14 protein-coding genes are annotated in these 16,345 nt (G+C 65.6%); 4 read left to right on the top strand and 10 right to left on the bottom strand.

All coding sequences use genetic code 11. The annotated features are described in order from the left end of the window. Positions 1-39 precede the first annotated feature (39 nt). Both ACQR1B_RS26730 and ACQR1B_RS26725 read left to right on the top strand, forming a co-directional pair. Entirely contained in the window at positions 40-1,176 is a 1,137-nt protein-coding gene (locus tag ACQR1B_RS26730) for an alpha-hydroxy acid oxidase (RefSeq protein ID WP_434835052.1), read from the top strand. Between the two features lie 45 nt (positions 1,177-1,221). After that, complete coding sequence (locus tag ACQR1B_RS26725) at positions 1,222-1,851, top strand: HAD family hydrolase (protein ID WP_434835051.1); 630 nt, start codon at positions 1,222-1,224, stop codon at positions 1,849-1,851. Positions 1,852-1,955: 104 nt separating this feature from the next. Here the strand turns inward: ACQR1B_RS26725 and ACQR1B_RS26720 are convergent, their stop codons facing one another. Then, the gene (locus tag ACQR1B_RS26720; RefSeq protein WP_434835050.1) at positions 1,956-4,325 is read right to left on the bottom strand and encodes a PAS domain S-box protein; all 2,370 of its coding nucleotides are present in this window, start codon (positions 4,323-4,325) and stop codon (positions 1,956-1,958) included. A 361-nt stretch (positions 4,326-4,686) separates the two neighbouring features. Here ACQR1B_RS26720 and ACQR1B_RS26715 point away from each other — a divergent pair, with 361 nt between their 5' ends. Beyond that, a complete protein-coding gene (locus tag ACQR1B_RS26715; RefSeq protein ID WP_434835049.1) occupies positions 4,687-5,913 on the top strand; it encodes an ABC transporter substrate-binding protein in 1,227 nt (408 codons plus the stop codon). 104 nt (positions 5,914-6,017) lie between these two features. On the opposite strand, the gene ACQR1B_RS26710 is transcribed toward ACQR1B_RS26715, so the two are convergent. From ACQR1B_RS26710 to ACQR1B_RS26700, 3 genes are all read right to left on the bottom strand, one after another. Next, positions 6,018-7,286, bottom strand: a complete 1,269-nt coding sequence (locus ACQR1B_RS26710) for a TCR/Tet family MFS transporter (protein ID WP_434835048.1) — start codon at positions 7,284-7,286, stop codon at positions 6,018-6,020. Between the two features lie 112 nt (positions 7,287-7,398). Beyond that, the gene (locus tag ACQR1B_RS26705; protein ID WP_434835110.1) at positions 7,399-9,144 is read right to left on the bottom strand and encodes a tetratricopeptide repeat protein; all 1,746 of its coding nucleotides are present in this window, start codon (positions 9,142-9,144) and stop codon (positions 7,399-7,401) included. Positions 9,145-9,619: 475 nt separating this feature from the next. Continuing rightward, a complete protein-coding gene (locus ACQR1B_RS26700) occupies positions 9,620-10,600 on the bottom strand; it encodes an isocitrate lyase/PEP mutase family protein (protein ID WP_434835047.1) in 981 nt (326 codons plus the stop codon). 2 nt (positions 10,601-10,602) lie between these two features. Between ACQR1B_RS26700 and ACQR1B_RS26695 the strand changes: the two genes are divergently transcribed. Continuing rightward, the gene (locus ACQR1B_RS26695; protein ID WP_434835046.1) at positions 10,603-11,253 is read left to right on the top strand and encodes an isochorismatase family protein; all 651 of its coding nucleotides are present in this window, start codon (positions 10,603-10,605) and stop codon (positions 11,251-11,253) included. On the opposite strand, the gene ACQR1B_RS26690 is transcribed toward ACQR1B_RS26695, so the two are convergent. From ACQR1B_RS26690 to ACQR1B_RS26665, 6 genes are all read right to left on the bottom strand, one after another. After that, the gene (locus tag ACQR1B_RS26690) at positions 11,220-11,891 is read right to left on the bottom strand and encodes a GntR family transcriptional regulator (RefSeq protein WP_434835045.1); all 672 of its coding nucleotides are present in this window, start codon (positions 11,889-11,891) and stop codon (positions 11,220-11,222) included. The genes ACQR1B_RS26695 and ACQR1B_RS26690 overlap by 34 nt on opposite strands. A 68-nt stretch (positions 11,892-11,959) precedes the next feature. Further along, positions 11,960-12,703 carry a maleate cis-trans isomerase family protein gene (locus ACQR1B_RS26685; RefSeq protein WP_434835044.1) on the bottom strand — a complete coding sequence of 248 codons (744 nt, stop codon included), beginning with the start codon at positions 12,701-12,703 and terminating at the stop codon, positions 11,960-11,962. Positions 12,704-12,740: 37 nt separating this feature from the next. Continuing rightward, a complete protein-coding gene (locus ACQR1B_RS26680; protein WP_434835043.1) occupies positions 12,741-13,577 on the bottom strand; it encodes an ATP-binding cassette domain-containing protein in 837 nt (278 codons plus the stop codon). After that, the gene (locus ACQR1B_RS26675; protein ID WP_434835042.1) at positions 13,574-14,530 is read right to left on the bottom strand and encodes an ABC transporter ATP-binding protein; all 957 of its coding nucleotides are present in this window, start codon (positions 14,528-14,530) and stop codon (positions 13,574-13,576) included. Before ACQR1B_RS26675 ends, ACQR1B_RS26680 begins: the two co-directional genes overlap by 4 nt. Before the next feature lies 1 nt (position 14,531). Next, on the bottom strand, positions 14,532-15,404 hold the full coding sequence (locus ACQR1B_RS26670; RefSeq protein ID WP_434835041.1) for an ABC transporter permease: 873 nt from the start codon (positions 15,402-15,404) through the stop codon (positions 14,532-14,534). Beyond that, positions 15,401-16,336 (bottom strand): ABC transporter permease, encoded by a 936-nt coding sequence (locus ACQR1B_RS26665; protein WP_434835040.1) that lies wholly within the window; start codon positions 16,334-16,336, stop codon positions 15,401-15,403. Before ACQR1B_RS26665 ends, ACQR1B_RS26670 begins: the two co-directional genes overlap by 4 nt. Positions 16,337-16,345: the final 9 nt, after the last annotated feature.

The following is a 16,345-nucleotide window of genomic DNA, read 5'->3' as shown; positions in this document are numbered from 1 at the left end:
TGTTCGGCGAACAATAACAATTGATGCTGGGAGGCAGGCATGGATCAACAGACCCCGATCGAGCCCGGATGGCGCAACGTCGAGCTCGGCGCCAGCGACGAGAAGTTCCAAAACCTGCACGAATTCATCCGCAAGGCGCGGACGCAGCTCAACCAGAACGCCTGGGATTACGTCATCGGCGGCGCCGAAACCGAAACAACGCTGCGCCGGAACCGAATGGCGCTCGACGAGATCGCGTTCCGTCCGCGCGTGCTGCGTGACGTCTCCACGGTCGATGGCTCGGTCGAGATCTTCGGGCGAAGGCTGCGCCTGCCGGTGGTGCTCGCCCCGGTCGGCGCGCTGGAGATCTTCGATACCGCGGGCGCTGCCAGCGTGGCGCGCGGCGCCGGCCGGTTCGGGGCCGCGCACATGCTGAGCTCGGTCTCGGAGCCGGGACTCGAAAAGACCGCAGAAGCAGCGCCCGACGCGCTGCGCATCTTCCAGCTCTATGTCCGCGGCGACGACGCCTTCGTCGAGGACTACGTCCGCCGCGCCGTCGCCAGCTGCTACACCGCGTTCTGCCTGACCGTCGACACCGCCCATTACAGCCGGCGCGAACGCGACATCGCCAAGCGCTATGTGCGTGAGAGCCGGCTGCGCGCCACCGGCGGCGACCACCAGAAGGCGCTGAGCTGGCATACCGTGAAGCTCATCAAGGACAGGTTCGAGTTGCCGCTGATCATCAAGGGCATCGCGACCGCCGAGGACGCCCAGATCGCCGTCGATCACGGCGTCGACTGGATCTACGTCTCCAACCATGGCGGCCGCCAGCTCGACCATGGCCGAGGCGCCATGCATGTGCTGCCGGAGATCGTCGCGGCGGTGCAGGGCCGCGCCAAGGTCATGGTCGACGGCGGCTTCTGCCGCGGCACCGACATCGTCAAGGCGATCGCCTCCGGTGCCGACCTCGTCGGCATCGGCCGGCTGCAATGCTGGGCGCTGGCGGCGGCCGGCGAGGACGGCATCGTCCGCATGCTCGAGCTGCTGGAGGATGAGGTCATCCGCGCGCTCGGCCTGCTCGGCGTCACCTCCTTCGCCGAGCTGAACGCGTCGTATCTGCATCCCGCGACGGCCACCAACACGCCCGGCGTGTTCAGCGCGTTTCCGCTGGCCGACATCGAGCCCTACCGCTATTGAGGGGATCTTCATTCGGCTCTCCATCTGGCAAAGACGCGCGTCGCGATGCTCCCTTCCGATCTCCGCCCCGGCGCGGCCGACGCGCTGCTGTTCGATCTCGGCCGCGTCGTCATCGACATCGATTTCATCCAGGTCGTGTCGCGCTGGGCGGGTCATGCCGGCTGCGCGCCGGAGGCGATCGCGCAGCGCTTCGTGCGCGACGAGATCTATCACGGGCATGAGCGCGGCACAGTGTCCGATGCTGCGTTCTTCGCCAATCTGCGCACCCAGCTCGGCATCGACATCACCGATGAACAGTTTCTGGAGGGCTGGAACGCGATCTTCGTCGGCCCGATGCCCGGCATCGCGCCGCTGCTTGCCCATGCCGCGGAAAAGCTGCCGCTGTACGCATTCTCCAACACCAACCAGCCGCATATCGATCACTTCTCGCCGCGTTACGCCGACCTGCTCGGCCATTTCCGCGAGATCTTCCTGTCGTCGTCGATCGGCCTGCGCAAACCGGACGCCGAGGCCTATGATCACGTGGTGCAGGCCATCGGCGTCCCCGCCGAGCGCATCGTGTTCTTCGACGATCTCGCCGAGAACGTCGACGGCGCGCGCGCCAGCGGGCTGAAGGCGGTGCTGGTGCGCTCGACGGACGACGTGGCCGCAGCGCTGCAGGCGCTGGGGATCTGATTGCGTTTCGCCAGGCGCATCATGCCTGACGGCCTCGCATCAACGCGGGTCGGGCGCATCGCTTGCCTAGCCCGCGCCGTCGCCTCGCATGGCGGCCGTCGACATCACGAGTCCACCAGCCGCTTCGTCAAGGCGTCCCGCAAGCGCAACGCGAGTTCGGCCTTTCGATAGGGCTTTGTCAGCACGATGGCGTCGGCGGCGGCATGTCCCGACTCGGCCAGCGAATCCCGCGGATATCCGGAGGTGAAGATGACGGCCAAGCCCGGCCGGACTTGGCGCGCCAATTCGACCAGTTGCCATCCGCTGATGCCGCCCGGCATGACGATGTCGGTGAACAGCACATCGATGTCGTCATTGACCTTGATCTCCACCAGAGCATCGTTGCCGTTCTCGGCGGCCACGACCTTGTAGCCGAGACTTTCGACCGCACGGATCACCGACATCCGCACGAAAGGATCATCCTCCACGATCAGGATCGTTTCATGTCCATGCGGCACGGACGCGATCTCCTGCTCCGCGGCCACTCCTGCCGTTTCCGAAGCGACGAGCGGCAGATAGATCCGCACGGTCGTGCCCAATCCCGGCTCGCTGTACAAGGACACATGGCCGTTGGATTGCTTGGCAAAGCCGAACACCATGCTGAGGCCGAGACCACTGCCCTTTCCCACGTCCTTGGTGGTGAAGAACGGTTCGAACGCATGCGCGAGAACCTCGGGAGTCATGCCCGTACCGTTGTCGGTGACGGAGATCATGACGTATTCGCCGGGCGCGACATCCGGCTGCAGGCTCCGATAGTGATCGTCGAGAGACGTCACGTCGGCGGCAAGGACCAGGCAACCTCCGTCGGGCATCGCATCCTGCGCATTGACCGCAAGGTTCAGGACGGCCGCTTCGAGCTGACTATGATCGGCGAATGCCGGCGCCGGCTTCGGGTTGTCGACAACGACGATGCGGATGTTCTCGCGCAGGGTTCGCGACAACATCTTCTGCATCGAATCGAGAAGTGCCCGGCAGTCGATCGCGATCGGCCGCAACAGCTGCTTCCGGCTGAACGCCAGCAATCGCTGTGTCAGCGCCGCGCCCCGCTGGCCGGCCTGGGAAATATCGGCAGCGATCCGCCGCAGGTCGTCGCGGAGTTCGGGGTCTTCACAGAGGATTTCCGCGTTGGCGACGATCACCGTCAGCAGATTGTTGAAGTCGTGCGCAATGCCGCCGGAAAGCTGCCCGATGACCTCCATCTTCTGCGCCTGCCGAAGCTGCTCCTCGATCAGCTTGGCGGCGCTGACGTCGCGGGACGACGTCAGGCGGTAAATCACCGCGCCGGTCTCGTCCCGCTTGCTGGCGATGTCGATCTCGACGGCGAAACTCGTTCCGTCCTTGCGCAGATGCCGCGATTCGACGCTCACCTGTCCGCGCAAATCCGCCGTCGCAAACAGCTCGGGCAAGCGCGCGCGCTCCTCCTCTACATAGACGTCCGCGACGGCCATGCCCTTGGCGTCGTCGACGCCGATGCCACGCGCCCTCGCATAGGCCGGATTGACGAACCGAACGGTGCCGCTGCGCGGATCCGATATCTCGATGCCGATCGCCGCGCACTGGAATGCATCGGCCCACAGGCGCAATTCGTCAGCGACCCGCTCGCGCTCTTTCAGGATCGCCTGTTGCTGCTTGCTCGTCGCGAGTTCCTGGGTGAGCCTGATCTGGCGGGTGAGATCGCGAACGGTGGCGATGGCGAGTGTCTCCGTCTTGAGCTTGATCGCACCAATCTGGACGTCGACCGGAAACTCCGCGCCGCTTGCACGCCGGCCCCACAGATCCAGCCCAAGCCCCATCTGGCGCGGCTTGGGATCCTTCATGAAGTCGTGGCGGTGAGCGACATGCTGATCCCATAACCGCTCGGGCAAGAGGCTCTCGAGCTGCATTCCTATCAATTCGTCGCTCGTTCGGCCGAACATCGTTGCAGCCTGGCGGTTCGCGTTGACGATCCGTCCCTCCAAATCGACCAGCAGGAGCGAGTCGGGATTGGATTCGAAAACCGTACTCAGGGTCTCGTTCAGATTTTGCGAGTGAACGATGGCTGCCCGCATCGCACCGACGAAGATGACGTCGAGCGATCCAATCGCGGCGAACAGCAACAGCGCAACGCCCTGCCCTTCGTCGAGCTTGAACGAGAAAGCCGGAGGAATGATGAAGAACCACGCCGCCAGCACCGCGACGACGACTGCGAAAAATCCCGCGGCCATCCCGCAGATCAAGGTCGCCAGGAGGATCGCCGGTAGCAAGGTGATGAACTGGGTGCTCGGGAGCAGGTCGGCCCCCGTCATTCGGAGTGCGATCGCGACCGCGACCAGAAGGACGGCAAGGACATAGGCGTTGAAACTGCCGGGCTGCAGATGGCGCGGCCTCAAATAGAGCTTCTGTACGACCTCTTGCGGTAACCAGGGATCAAGTGTCGCAATGACGTGTCGCGGCATCGCATCGCCTTCCAATTTTGGCCTACCCCTTCCGCAACAACGCGAACCGCCCGTCATGACAATGGAAGCGGCCCTCCACAACCTACCGTTGTCATTATTGTTCCACAACGTGCGCCGCTTGCGCGGCATTGGATACCTCGCTGTGGGTCCATCACCGCCGCCCGCCGGCGGTCGAAAGGGAAAGCGGTCGTCGGGAGGCACGCGGCTGCGGGCGAAACTGCCCATTCTCTGGGCGAACGTATGTCGAGCCGCGCCTTTTGGCCCATTGCTGCGCGCTGCAAGACACGTTATCGGGGAACTACGACCGGCGACGACCCCGTTCAGAGGGCTCGGCCGGATCGAATGACCAGGGAGAAAACGGATGACGACGTCTCACGCGCTGCGGATGGCTGCGTTGCTTGCCGCCACCACGCTCAGCTTTACCGGTTCCGCCTTTGCCGACGACAAGGTCGTCAAGATCGGCGTGCTCAACGACATGTCGAGCCTCTATGCCGACATCGGAGGCCCCAATTCGGTTGCGGCCATCAACATGGCGGTCGAAGACTCGGGAATGAAGGCGAAGGGCTGGACCATCGAGGTCATCAGCGGCGACCACCAGAACAAGCCCGACGTCGGCGTCAACATCGGCCGGCAATGGATCGACACCCAGAAGGTCGACGTGATCATGGATACGCCGAACTCCGGCGTGGCGCTGGCGGTCTCCAATCTGGTCAAGGAGAAGAACATCGTCCTGATCAATTCCGGCGGTGCAAGCGCCGATCTCACCGGCAAGGCCTGCAACGCCAACACGATCTCCTACACCTACGACACCTACATGCTGGCGAACGGCACCGGCAAGGCGCTGACCAAGGCTGGCGGCGACAGCTGGTTCTTCCTGACCGCGGACTACGCCTTCGGCCACGCGTTGGAGCGCGACACCTCGGCGGTCGTCACCGCCAATGGCGGCAAGGTGCTCGGCTCGGTCAAGCACCCGCTCAACACCGCCGACTTCTCGTCGTTCCTGCTGCAGGCGCAGTCGTCCAAGGCGAAGGTCATCGGCCTTGCCAATGCCGGCGGCGACACCACCAACGCGATCAAGCAGGCCTCGGAATTCGGCATCGTCCAGGGCGGCCAGAAACTCGCCGCGCTGCTCCTGTTCGTCAACGACGTGCATGCGCTCGGGCTGAAGGTCGCGCAGGGCCTGACGTTCACGGAGTCGTTCTACTGGGACCTGAACGAGCAGACCCGTGCCTGGTCCAACCGCTTCGTCAAGCTGTCGCCGAAGGGCACGATGCCGTCGATGACGGTGGCCGGAAACTACGCCGGCACGCTGCACTACCTGAAGGCGCTGGAGGCGCTCGGTGGCAATCCGCATGACGGCGCCAAGGTCGTGGCCAAGATGAAGGAGATCCCGACCGAGGATCCGCTGTTCGGCAAGGGCCCGCTGCGCGCCGACGGCCGCCGCCTGATCCCGGCCTATCTGTTCGAGGTCAAGAAGCCGGAAGAGTCCAAATATCCGTGGGACTACTACAAGCTGATCGCGACCATCGCGCCGGAGGATGCCGCCAAGCCGCTCGAGGCGAGCGACTGCCCGCTGGTGAAGAAGTAATCGGCGAGCCATCGACCGTGAGACGGCGCGCCGCGCCGTCTCGAATTGGAAGCCCCGTGTTCCCCCTCCTCATCCTTCGAGAGGCGTCGCTCGCGCGCTGCGTCTCAGGATGAGGGTTTTGCATGGGACGCGCGAAGCGTCCGCACGGCGATCCCGAGCGCCACGATCAGCAACGCCGACGCCAGCAGGAACGGCGCGCCGGGCAGATGCAGCGGCGCGGCGCCACCGATGAAATAGGCGAAGGTCAGCGTGAACAGGAACGGGCCGGCGAGCTGGGCCATGCTCTGCACGCTCGACATCGCGCCCTGCAACTGGCCCTGGCGATCGGGCGGCACGAGCCGCGTCATCAGGGCCTGGATCGCCGCCCCCGACACGCCCCACAGCGCCATCGCGGGAATGCCGAGCCAGCTCAATGATCCCGTCGGCGCGAGGCCGAAGATCAGAAATCCCACCGTCCCCGCACACAGCCCCAGCGTCAGCGCGCCGCGCTCGCCGAGCGAGCGCACGATAAAGCCGACCGCCCCGCCCTGCACGATCATGGCGCAGACGCCGACCATCGCCAGCGTCAAGCCGACCGTGCGCGTGTCCCAGCCGTAGCGGTAGGTGGCGTAGAGCACGAAGGTCGAGGGCAGCACGACATGGGCGAGCTGGGCGATGAAATTGACCAGCGACAATCCCGCCAGTATGCGATCCGAGCGCAGCAATTGCAGCGCGCCGAGCGGGCTCGCCGCGCGCCAGCGGAACGGGCTGCGCCGCTCCGACGGCAGCGACTCCGGCAGCACCAGCCATCCGTACAGCGTATTGACGAAGCTGAGCCCGGCCGCCGCCCAGAACGGCAGCCGTGGATCGATGTCGCCGAGCAGGCCACCGGTGGCGGGCCCGAGCACGAAGCCGGCGCCGAAGGCCGCGCCGATGCGGCCGAACACCGCTGCGCGGCGGTCCGGCGGCGTGAGATCGGAGATGTAGGCGAACGCGGTCGAGATGCTGGCCGAGGTGACGCCGGAGATCAGCCGCCCGATGAACAGCCAGGCCAGCGACGGCGCCAGCGCCATCAGCACGTAGTCTGCGGCCAGCCCGAAATTCGACAGCAGGATCACCGGCCGGCGGCCGAACCGGTCCGACAGGCTGCCAAGCACCGGCGAGAACACGAACTGCATCAGCGCCCAGGCGGTGCCAAACAGGCCGAAGATGCGCGCCGCCTGCGCCGTGTCGTTGCCGACGAAGCTCTCGATCAGCTTCGGCAGGATCGGCATGATCAGCCCGAGCGCGAGCATGTCGAGCAGGATGGTGACGAAGATGAAAGCGACCGCGCCACGACGCGGCGCCGGCGGCGACGGCATGCCGTCGGATGTCGTGACGTTGGGTTCGACCATGGCCTGCCATCGGAAAGACCGCCTGCGGGGCCGCTGACGGGGGGGCCGACTTATACACGCACGGCCGAGGTCGGCAATCGCGGGGATCAGGAGGCTGCCGGCATCAGGCAACTCAGCACGCGGCGCTCCTCGGCGCCCCACGGCGGATGGTCGCATTCAGCTCGGCGCGGACCTGCGCGATCACATGCGCATAATCGCGGCGCTGGTCCTGCCGGAACAGGCGCATCGTCGGGTACCACGGGCTGTCCTCGCGATCGAGCAGCCAGCGATAGTCCGGCACGAAGGGCAGCAGGACCCAGGTCGGCCGACCGAGCGCGGCCGACAAATGCGCGACACTGGTGTCGACAGTGATCACGAGATCGAGGCAGGACACCAGCGCCGCGGTTTCGACGAAGTCGGTGAGATCCGTCGTCGGGTCGACCAGTTCGGGCCATTCCAGCAGCGCCGGCCTGTCCTCCGCGCGCGGGTCCTTTTGCAGGCTGACGAAGGTCGCGTCGGCATCGAGGATGCCGGCCATCGTCCGGAACGGCATCGAGCGGGCGCGATCCCGCGGATGCCGCGGATTGCCGGACCAGACCAAGCCGACCCGTAGACGATCATGCGGCCCGAGACGCTGCTCCCACGCGTCGACGCGGTCTCGCGGCGGTGCCGGCAGATAGGAGGTTTCGGCCGGGATGCTGTCGAGGCGGGTCTGGAAGACCAGCGGCAGGCTGGTCAAGGGACAATGGACATCATAGGGCGGCACCATCGCTGTCGATTTCGGCAGGCACTGCGCGACACCGGGAAGCGCGGAAAGCAGCGGCTGCAATTCATTCTGGACGAGCAGGATCACCCGCGCGCCGCGCGCCGCCAGCATCGGGACGTAGCGGGCGAACTGGATGACGTCGCCGAGACCTTCATCCGGGCACACCAGAATGGTCTTGCCGTCGACGGGCTCAATTCCCTGCCAAAGCCGCCCGGACAGCTTGGGATAGCCCTCCACGAGGACGGGAATTCGCCAGCGCGCGGCTTCACGGCCGGCCCAGCCCGCTTCGAAATCCCCGGTCAGCAAATGCAGCAGTGCCAGATTCCATGCGGCGCCGGCATCGTTGGCGTCGTCGGCGACCGCGCGCCGATAACCGGCGAGCGCCTGGTCGAAGCGGCCGAGCTGTTCGAGCGCGATCGCCTTGTTCTTCAAGGCGTGCTTGTCACCCAGGGCGAAGGCCCTGTCGTACGACAGCAACGCCTCGTCGTAGCGGCCGAGCGCCGACAGACAATTGCCCATTTGATTGCAGACGTCGGCATTCGCCGGATCGAGCAGACGGAGCCGTTCGAGGTCGCCGAAGGCCTCGGCATGGCGCGCGAGACCGAGCAGCGTCATCGCGCGCAGACCAAGCATGCGGATGTTGCCGGACTTCAGCTGCTCGCACCGATCGAGATGGACCAGCGCCTCCTCGAAACGGGCCGCCTGGTGCAGCAGAATCGCGGCGTTGCAGGCGGCGTCCCACGAGCCGGGATGGAGCTCGAGGGCACGCTGGAAGCTGAGAATCGCGTCGTCGTTGCGCCGCAGCTCGGCGAGAACCAGTCCGAGATTCTGCCACCGCTCCGCATTGCCAGGCTTGAGTTCGACGGCCTTTTCGACGGCCTTGAGCGCCTCCGCGCCGCGTCCCTGCTGCAGAAGCGCGGTTCCGAGCGTCGTGAGATAGAGCGGCTTGGGCTCGCGCCTGATGGCGCTGGCGAGCCATTCGACGGCATGGTCGAATTGCTTGCCATGGATGCACAGCAGACCCATCAGATGCAGCGTGTCGGCATGACCTGGGTCACGCGCCAGCAGCTGCTGGCAACACAGCTGGGCATCAAGGTGCCGGCCGGCCCGCATGTGCGCGACGGCAGCGTCATGGAGCTGCACCGGACCGTCGAGCGGCTGTCGACCGGCCGCGTTCCGAACCGGAACCTTCTGATCCTTGCGACCAGCCATCCAGCCACCTGAAGTTGCTTTTCAAGCAAGAACGTTATTTGATTCCTGTCCTGGCCGAAAGACTGCTGGCCCCGATATGATCACCAGCCTCTCGGTCGCGCCGAAGGATGATCTTACGAGCCACGCGCATCATGGTTCGGCGTCGTTAGGGCAGCGTGGCAAGATGAACTCCCGGAGAACAGCTTCGTCCTGAACGATCACCGCCGCCCAGTCGCGCCGTTCGCTCTGCCGCATTCCACCAGAAGCCTCGCGGCCTCCGGGATCGATCCGAGCAATTGTCCGAACGGTTGTCGCGTGACTCCGTGCAACATGGTTGGCACGAACACGCATGACCAAACTCGATATCTACGCCCAGACGGCAGCGACACCGACGCTTTCAACTCTCCGCATAGCGGCGTTCGAACGCCCAGACATCCTCGAAGCCGATGAGCTTGTTGAACTCCGCAAAGGAGAACATCGTGTCAGGCTTCGTCGTGGTGCCGTTGTCCCTGAGATCGGAATATGCTTCGTCGAGCGCCTTGGCGGTTGCCAGAAAGCCGGCCGCAGGGAAGATCGCCAACGAATATCCAATTTCGGCAAGCCGCTTTGCCGGCAGCATCGGCGTCCGCCCGCCATTGACCATGTTGGCGACGAGCGGCGTCCTGATGCGCCGGCCGATGTCGATCATCTCCGCTTCCGTCTCCGGCGACTCGATGAAGACGATGTCGGCCCCCGCCTCGGCATAGGCCTCTCCCCGCCGTAACGCCTCGTCGAGACCGAGCGATGTCCGCGCATCGGTCCGGGCGACGATGAGGAAGTCACGGCTGCTGCGGCTGTCGCTGGCCACCTTGATCTTGCGAACCATGTCCGCCATCGGCACGACGCGCCGGTTCGGCGTATGGCCGCACTTCTTGGGAAATTCCTGGTCCTCGATCTGGATTGCCGAAACGCCCGCAGCCTCATAGCCGCGCACGGTGTGCCGGACATTGAGGAGGCCGCCATAGCCCGTATCGGCGTCGGCGATCACAGGCGTCTTCGTCATGCGGCAGATGCAGCCGATGCGGTCGATCATCTCCGTGTAGGTCGCGAGCCCGGCGTCGGGCAGCCCGAGCGCGGAGGCGACCGTGCCGTAGCCGGTGACATACAACGCCTTGAAACCCATGCGATCCGCCATCAAGGCCGAGATGAGATCATAGACGCCCGGCGCGACAATGAACTCGCGGGCTTCGATCGATGCTTTGAGCGCGGGGGATGCCATGAAGACCTCGTTGCTTGACGTTGTGATGGAGTGAGATGATTTGCGGCACCGGCTATGCGGTACGACAGTTGTTAGGACGAATTTGGTGTGACAGAGTGGATCGTCACTGACGCGGAGCATGCATGAGCGAACTTGATATCTACGCCAAGCAGGGATTTGCCCAGACCGTCGGGCTGGGGGATCGCCCGGCCGTCGTTGTCGTCGACTTCATCAACGGCTTTACCGACCCCGATCATTTCGGCGGCGGCAACATCGACCCTGCAATCGAACGCACGGTCGAGTTGCTCGAACTGGCGCGGGCGCGCGGCCTTCCGATCGCTCATACGAGAGTGGTCTATGCCGACGATGGCAGCGATGCCGGCGCCTTCGCCAGGAAGGCCCCCGGTCTGCTGAAGCTGACCGAAACCAGTCCGCTCAGCCAGTTCGTCCCGCAATTGCAGCCGCGGCCGCGCGAACTGATCGTCAAGAAACGGCATGCATCGGCCTTCTTCGGCACTGACTTCGGCGCCTGGCTGACCTGGAACCGGATCGATACGCTGCTGGTGGCGGGATGCACGACGTCCGGATGCGTGCGCGCCACCGTCGTCGACAGCTCTGCTCACAATCTGCGGACCGTCGTGGTGACCGACTGCGTCGGCGACCGGGCAATCGCGCCGCATGAAGCCAACCTGTTCGACATGGGACAGAAATATGCGGACCTGATGCCTCTCGCGGATCTCCGCCAGCGTTTGACGTCGCATCATGCGGCGTCGCTGGCTGACGCGACGATCTGAGCGTCGCTACCGAGAATGACGTGACGCGCGGCCGCGATATGGCTGCGCATCACGGCTCCCGCCCATTCGCTGTCGCGCCGTTCGATCGCCGCAACGATCTCGCAATGGTGAGCCGCGCTACGCTGGAGATCCTCATCGTCGTAGCGGCTGAAGGTCTGCATGGTCAGCGGGATCTGGATGATGGTCTTCAGCAGCGGGCCCAATCGCTTCACGCCGGACGCGTCGTGCAGCAGCTGGTGGAACTCCGTATTCAATTCGGCGATCAGCTCCAGGTGATGCTCCTCCCGCTCGCGCGCGGCCGCGCTCATGCGCTCGGCAAGTTCGCGCAGCCGGACGAGCTGCTCCGGCGAACGCCTGATCGCGGCCTGCTCAGCGCCGAAGCTTTCCAGCACCATCCGGAGGCTGAACACCTCCTCGGCATCGGACCGTTCCCAACTCAGCACATAAGCGCCGCGGTTGGCGACGAAATCGACCAGCCCCTCGGCATGGAGCCGGCGTAAGGCTTCGCGGACCGGCGTACGGCTGACGCCGACGGCATCCGCAAGATCCTCCGCCTTCAGATGCGCGCCGCCGGGGTATTTGCCGCCCAGGATGCCGTCCCGGATCGCTGCATAGGCCCTCTCGACTGCTGCTGCCATTCGCCTGCCCGCTGCCTCGTGTGTGCGGCATTCGCGCCGATTCGGACTGTATATCGCGGCTCGTGCTGCTAGTAACGCTCCAGCAGCGGTCCCCAACCCGAGATTTTGTCGTCGATCCCGGACGCCCGCAGCGCGTGATGGTAGATCGCCGTATTGATCGCAATGACCGGCTTGCCGAGCCAGATTTCGGCGCGTGCGGCAAGAGCGGCCATGGCCAGGTTGGTACCGACCTGCACGATGGCCTCGACGTCCGGAGCGTTGACGGCGACGAGCGCATCGCGAAGGCGCGCCTCGCCGACATGGGCGATGGCCACCGGGCTTTCGCATTTCAATCCGAGGATCTTCGCGACTGCGAAGCCGGCCTCTTCGAAGAACCGGACCACATTGTCGTCGCCGACAGGAAAATACGGCGTGATCACCGCGATCCGCTTGACCCCGATCAGCCTCAGCACGGACTCGACCGCGTCCGAGCCGGTCGTGACCGCGATACCGCTATGTTGCTCCAGCTCCTGCTTGAGGCGCCGGGCTGCCGCATAGCCATCCCAGAACGACTCGGCGGAAATGCCGAGCACCAAGCGGTCCGGCTCCATCGACATGGCACTGTCGACGGCTTCGATCTGCGCCGCCGCGATCAGTTCGATCAGGCGGTTGAAGTCGTCATTGCTGCGCAACGCGATGTTCGGAATGCGGATCCGGCTGATATGGTTGGTGACGCCGACCGGGCGCATGCCGTCGAATTCAGGCTGCACCGACGTATTGGTCGACGGCACCAGAACCGCGAACTTCTTGCGCCATCCGAGCACATCGGTCATTCGGCTTCTCCTCGATCGTCAACAGATGAAAATGATGTCATGAGGCAGCATGGTGCTGTTGCGCTTGCGTTGGTGCAATCGTCGATGCCTTCGGCACCGCGGCCAGCAGCTTCTTCGTGTAGTCGTGGCGAGGCTCGCGCAGCACCTGCGCCGGAGTGCCCTGCTCCACGATGGCGCCGGCCTGCATCACCGCCACCTCGCTGCAGAGATGATGCACGAGCGCGAGATCATGGCTGATGAAGATCATCGTCAGCCCGAGACGCTGGCGCAGCGAGATCAAGAGACGCAGGATCTGCGCCTGCAGTGACACGTCCAGCGACGACACCGGCTCATCGGCGACGAGCAGCTCTGGCTGCATCGCGAGCGCCCGCGCGATGGCCACGCGCTGGCGCTGTCCGCCCGACAGCTGGTGCGGATAGCGCCGACGCATCTCGGCATCCAGTCCGACCATGCCGAGAAGCTCCGTAACTGCCGCAGCACGCTCCGGCTTCGGCCGGCCGGCGAGCGTCAGGCTTTCCTGCAACGTCTGCTGCACTGTCTTGCGCGGATTGAGCGATGCCGTCGAATCCTGGAACACCATCTGGAAGCGGCGACGAAACGGATGCAACGCGGCACCGCCGAGCGCGCTGATGTCGTGGCCGTCGAACAGGATGCGGCCCGAGCTCTGGTGCTCCAGCCGCATGATGATCTGAGCCAAAGTCGACTTGCCGCAACCGCTTTCACCGACGATGCCGAGCACCCCGCCGCGCGGGACCTTGAGGCTGACGCCCTTCACCGCATGCAACGGCTGCCGGACGCCGAGCAGCCGTGGCAGCAGCCTGCGCTCGAGCTCGAATGTCTTGCGGATGTCGACGAGTTCGAGCAGCGCCGTCATGCGGCCGCCTCCCAGCAGGCGACGCGGCCGGCAGCGATGAGCCGCGCCGGCGGGCGTTCCGCGCATTGCGCGATGCGCGCGCTGCAACGCGGAGCGAACGGGCATCCCGTCGTGAGCCGTCCAGGCACCGGGGCGGACCCTTCGATCGTATTGACGACGCCGGGCGGGTCGGACAGCCGCGGCACGCAGGCGAGCAGCGCACGCGTGTAGGGATGCGCTGGCGCTGTGAACAGCGCGTCGACCTTCGCCTCCTCCATCAGCATGCCGCCATAGAGCACGACGGCGCGGTCGCAGAGCTGGGCCATGAGGTCGAGATTGTGGGTGATGAACAGCACGGCAAGGCCGAGCTTGCGGCGGAGGTCGCCGAGCAGATCGACGATCTGGGCTTGCACGGTGACGTCGAGCGCAGTGGTCGGCTCGTCGGCGATCAGCAGCTTCGGCCGGCAGGCGATGGCCATCGCAATCAGGACGCGCTGACGCATGCCGCCGGAGAACTGGTGCGGATATTGCCGCAGGCGGGCCTCGGGATTGCGGATGCCGACCATGTCGAGCGCCTCGACCGCGATCCGCGTCGCCTCGGCGCGGCTCGCCTTGCGGTGCGCGGAGATCACGTTGGTCAGCTGCGCGCCGATGGTGAAGGCCGGGTTGAGCCCCGACATGGCGTCCTGGAACACCATCGAGATCGCGCCTCCGCGCAGGCGGCGCATGGCGGCCTCGCCGGCCTCGGTCAGATCCTGGCCATCGAAGATGATCCGTCCCTTGAGGATGCGGAGCGGCGACCGCAGCAATTGGAGGATCGCCAATGCGGTCTGGCTCTTGCCGGACCCGGACTCACCGACCAGGCCGACCGCCTCGCCGGCATCGAGCGACAGGCTCAAGCCGCGGACCAGCTCGATCATCCCGCCGTCAGCGGGATAGCCGATATGGAGATCGTCGAGCTCCAGCAGCGCCATCTCACGCCACCATCGAGAGGCTGGCGACGCTGCGCGGATCGAGCAGCTCGCGAAGTGCGTCACCGAGAAGATTGAAGCCGATCACGCTCAGCGAGATGGCAAGGCCCGGAAAGACGTAGGTCCACCACTCGCCGGAGAAGATGTATTTGCGCGCGTCGGCCAGCATGCCGCCCCAGCTCGGGTTCGGCGGCTCGACGCCGAGCCCGACGAAACTCAGGCTGGCTTCGACCACGATGCCGACCCCGATCAGCAAGGTCGCCTGCACGATCACCGGCGACAGGCAGTTCGGCAGCACGTCGCCGAACATGATCGAGAGCCGCGACGCGCCCTGCATCCGCCGCGCCCGGACATAATCCGCCTGCCCTTCCACCAGCGCGCCGCCATAGGTCACGCGCGCGAGCGGCGGAATGTAGAGGATGCCGACCAGCAGGATGATCTTGCTCTCGTTCGGCAGCAGCCAGGGGCCGACCGGCACCGGACCGACGCCGACGATGCCGACCACGGCAATCGCCCAGATCAGCATCGGGATCGCGGCGAGGCCATCGACCGTGCGCATCGCCGCCTGCTCCCAGAACCCTCTGACAACACCGGCGCTAACGCCGAGCGCAATGCCGCCCGTCAAGCCGATTGCAACGGCGAGCAAGCCGACCGTGAGCGAGGGCCGCGCGCCCCAGATGATGCGGCTGAGGATGTCGCGTCCGGTCTGATCGGTGCCCATCCAATGCAGCGCGCTCGGTGGCGCGAGCTTGCGGCTCAGATCGACGGCCAGCGGATCATAGGGCGCGATCCACGGCGCCAGCAGCGCGGTGGCGGCCGCCGCGAGCACGAGCGCGAGGCCGATGCGGCTTTCCAGGCGCCATCCCGCTCCGCTCATCGTGACAACCTCGGATCGAGCCAGGTGTAGAGCAGATCCGCCAGCGCATTGGCGGCGATGAAGACCGCCGTGATGACGAGCACGACGTTCTCGATCATCAGATAGTCGCGCCGGAAGATCGCACTGAGCAGCGCCCGCGACATGCCGGCGATGTTGAACACCTGCTCGACGATCAGCGACCAGCCGAACATGTAGCCGAACGACATCGCGGCGACGGTGACGACCGGCGGCAAGGCATTCTTCAGGACGTAGACCAGGATGCGGCGCCGCGGCAGTCCCATCGCCTGCGCCACCCGGACGTGGTCGGCCCTCAACACATCGGCCACGGCCGAGCGCGTCATCCGGCTGATGATGGCGACGTAGTAGATGCCGAGCGCAATCGCCGGCAAGGTCATCGACTGCAGATGCGCGACGATCCCGTCACGCCAGGGCACGTAGCCGCCGGCGGGAAACCAGCGCAGCGCCACCGCGCCCCATGCGATCAGCATCAGCCCCAGCCAGAAGCTCGGAATCGACACGCCGGCGACCGACAGCACCCGCGCCGCCTGGTCGATCGCCCGCCCCTCGTAGAGCGCCGAGAGCACGCCCAAGGGAATGGCCGTGGCGAGGGAGAACGCGAAGCCGAGCACGACGAGCTCGAAGGTGACCGGGAACGTATCGGCGATCTGGCTCGAAATGGGCGTGTCGTCGATCACGGAGTTGCCGAAATCGCCGCGCGCCACGCCGCCGATCCACGACGCGTATTGCTGCCACAGCGGCCGGTCGAGGCCGTGATCCCGGTCGAACTCGGCGACGTCAGCCTCGGAGGCATCGGCGCCGAGCACCACGCGCGCCGGAGATACCGGGATCGTATGCACGAGCACGAACAGCACCAGGCTGACGCCTGCCAGCGTGACGATCGCGCCCATGATGCGGTATGCGATGGCGATCACGATCCCGAC

Source organism: Bradyrhizobium oligotrophicum (genome assembly GCF_051168495.1).
Classification (GTDB): domain Bacteria; phylum Pseudomonadota; class Alphaproteobacteria; order Rhizobiales; family Xanthobacteraceae; genus Bradyrhizobium; species Bradyrhizobium oligotrophicum_A.
This window is presented reverse-complemented; position numbering and strand designations above follow the sequence as displayed.